Raw genomic sequence first — 3008 nt, 5'->3', positions numbered from 1 at the left:
TCTGCATTGTTCGGTACAACATTCTCAAAAGTAAACGAAGCCGTGGTCACATTAGGCTCCGTTGCGATCAGTGTCCCGTTCACCAAATACAGCGTCAGCGTCGCACCGGACGTGAAATTGCTGACGCTGACGCTCTCTTCCCCGCCTGTGGCTGTCGGTGGATCAGGACGAACCGCAGCTAACACAGAAAGCGGGTAGCTGCTCACCCCAAAAAGGATTGCAAGCAGTGTAATGATGGCAACCCTCGTCTTCACCATGACGTAGAGCCGGTAAAATCTGCTTCCGGGCCCTTCCAATTGTCCGATAACATTCATACACGCATTCTCCCTATACAAAAAATGTGAAGCAGCCGTTGAAGAATGGGAATCCTATAAGCTCCAGATTACCGCCTGGTACCCTACAAGAACGCTGTTCCCGGCTGCTTGAAATTGAGAGGTACACCCGTCTCAAACGGTAAACAAGCGAGTCGTGCTCATTTCAAAAAAGCAAACTTTTCAGCCTATACTTCCCCTCTCTCGTATGAAGCGCCCCCTTGACATTGTTCGTTTTGCGACGATTTGTACATCTCAGAACAAGACCAATATGAGAAGCTTGTCATTGTTTAACTTTCCATTCGACTTTCCTTTCGACAAATATTGCTAAATCCCTTCTTTTTTCGAAGAATGACAGGCATACGATGCAAAAAATAAGATCGGGACCAAAGCGCAGGGTCTCGCCGGCTTTCATTTGAAGGACAGGGCATCTTGATCCATTCGGCCGGGCAGCAAAAGTCAAAGACGAATACCCGCAAGCCGCCGGCCCGGGACCAGGCCCAGGCAGGAAGTGATTGCGGTAGGGTGTACATGTACGGAATAACTCGTAAGCTTCGACGCTGTTCGTGCCGATTATGAGAAAAATAACCGTGCGACACAACAACAACCTTGACGGCGTATGGATGTTCAATTATAGTTAAGTCATGCTTAGCACCTGATACTAATACCAAGTAATATTACTTAGTTTCTATTATGGCTATGGAGGGGATTTGTTATGACCTTGTATCGCAGTGTCATTGCCGGCACCGGCTCTTATTTGCCTGAACGGCGGCTGACGAACGCCGATTTGGAAGAGCTGGTCGTCACCAGCGATGAGTGGATTGTGACCCGGACCGGCATCTCCGAGCGGCGCATCGCGGCCGAGGAGGAGGCCACGTCGGATATGGCTTTTGCCGCTGCCTCCGCTGCTCTGGCTTCCAGCGGACTGAGCGCCGCCGACCTGGATCTGATTGTGGTGGCGACGGAAACACCGGATTATCCGTTTCCTCCCGTCGCCACCCAGCTGCAGGCGCGCCTCGGCTGCGGCCCGATTGCCGCCTTCGACGTGCATCTGGTCTGCACCGGCTTTGTGGCCGCGCTGCATACCGCCGATGCCCTGCTGCGCAGCGGGGCATACCGGCATGCCCTTGTGGTCGGTGCGGATAAGCTCTCCCCGTTCACCGACTACAGCGACCGCACCACCTGCATCCTGTTCTCCGACGGTGCAGGTGCGGTCGTGCTGCGCCGCGAGGAGGCGAGCGGCGCCAGAGGGCGCGGCTTGTGGCACGCCGCGCTGCACTCGGATGGCCGCCAGACGGAGGCGGCCATCCTCCCCGGCGGCGGGAGCCGCCATCCGGTGCCGGGGGCGGCGGGCCGCAGGCTGCCGCCGCAGGCACCGGCCGGCGGGGCGGAGCCGCCGGAGCCGGCGCGCCCGGGCGACGCGGGCGCGGAAGCAGGGCTGCGCGGGCACGACGCAGCCGGGGCGGGCAGCGGCCGGAGCGCGGACGTCGGCCGCATGGAGGCGATGGTCCGGGCATCTGGCGATACAGGCCAAGCCGGGAGCCCCGAGCCGGATGATACAGCGGAACGGACGAAGCCCTTCATTATCATGGACGGCCGGCGTGTATTCCGGCTCGCCGTTCCGGCCATGAGCGCTTCGGTTGAATCCACGCTGCAGGTCTGCGGGCTGCCTCTGGAGCAGCTGGACTGGCTGATTCCGCACCAGGCAAACCAGCGCATACTGGATGCCGTCGCCCGCCAAATCGGCATGCCGGAAGAGCGCGTAATCAGCACCATCCGGTGGTACGGCAACAATTCGGCAGCCACCATCCCGATTGCGCTGGATACAGCCGTGAAGGACGGCCGTATCCGGCCCGGCCACCGGGTCATGCTGACCGCGTTCGGCGGCGGAGCGGCCTGGGGATCGGCGCTGCTGGAAATGTAATACTAGAGTAAAGGGCAGATAATTTTCTGCCCCTCCTCATCAAACCGTACGTGAGGTTTTCCCTCATACGGCTTTCCGATGTTCGTCATTCATGTGCATGCAGATTACAATAGCGTTTTGAGTCCACCTTGTATGGACAGTGATTTCACTTCGCGTAACGAGCTCATCCAGCAAGGCCGTTGACGCTTCTTGGCATACCATCTTGTAAGTCGCTGTAGGATATACCAGTCCAGCTTTGCCATCTTCCTCTGGCTGTAGGCCGTGAAGTAATAGTTGCGCCACCCCTGTATTTTCGGGTTTAAGTATTCCAAGTGTTCCTGGAATGATTTGTGGCGCATACTCGGAGCCGCTAGCCGCTCCTTTACGACCTCCCTAATCCTCTCCTCGGCCTTACGATACAACCATTGCTGGGTCGTATAATAACTTGGCCCTTGGATGTTTCGGCTTCGTCTTTCGGTGATGCATACCTAGGAAGTCGAAGCCTTCCTCTCCTGTCCATAGACCGACGATGCGCGTTTTAGTTGGATGCAGCGTTAGCTCAAAGCGTTCCATAATTGCTTGAATCAGCTCGAATGCCCGTTCCGCATCCTTCTTCGTCTTGCAGATCACCAAAAATCATCTGCGTAACGTGTTAGTTCTCCTACCGTGTTGCCATGTCGTTCCTATTTCCAAGAGCTTCCGGGTCCAATACTTCTCCTAGTGCTTAAAATCTCAAATACCTCAACGTTAACAGGTTAATCTTACCAAGCGATGTGATACACTGAAAGCACGAA

3 protein-coding genes are annotated in these 3008 nt (G+C 56.3%); 1 reads left to right on the top strand and 2 read right to left on the bottom strand.

The window, feature by feature from the left end; all coding sequences use genetic code 11:
- Positions 1–314 (bottom strand): hypothetical protein (locus WBG83_RS05615; protein ID WP_336743423.1); only part of this gene is annotated, 314 nt, incomplete at its 3' end.
- Positions 315–1026: 712 nt separating this feature from the next.
- Between WBG83_RS05615 and WBG83_RS05610 the strand changes: the two genes are divergently transcribed.
- Positions 1027–2235 carry a beta-ketoacyl-ACP synthase III gene (locus WBG83_RS05610; RefSeq protein ID WP_336743421.1) on the top strand — a complete coding sequence of 403 codons (1209 nt, stop codon included), beginning with the start codon at positions 1027–1029 and terminating at the stop codon, positions 2233–2235.
- Positions 2236–2339: 104 nt separating this feature from the next.
- Here the strand turns inward: WBG83_RS05610 and WBG83_RS05605 are convergent, their stop codons facing one another.
- A complete protein-coding gene (locus WBG83_RS05605; RefSeq protein WP_336743419.1) occupies positions 2340–2636 on the bottom strand; it encodes a group II intron maturase-specific domain-containing protein in 297 nt (98 codons plus the stop codon).
- Positions 2637–3008 lie beyond the last annotated feature (372 nt).

The organism is Paenibacillus sp. y28 (assembly GCF_037137075.1).
Taxonomy (GTDB): Bacteria; Bacillota; Bacilli; order Paenibacillales; family NBRC-103111; genus JBBBNV01.
This window is presented reverse-complemented; position numbering and strand designations above follow the sequence as displayed.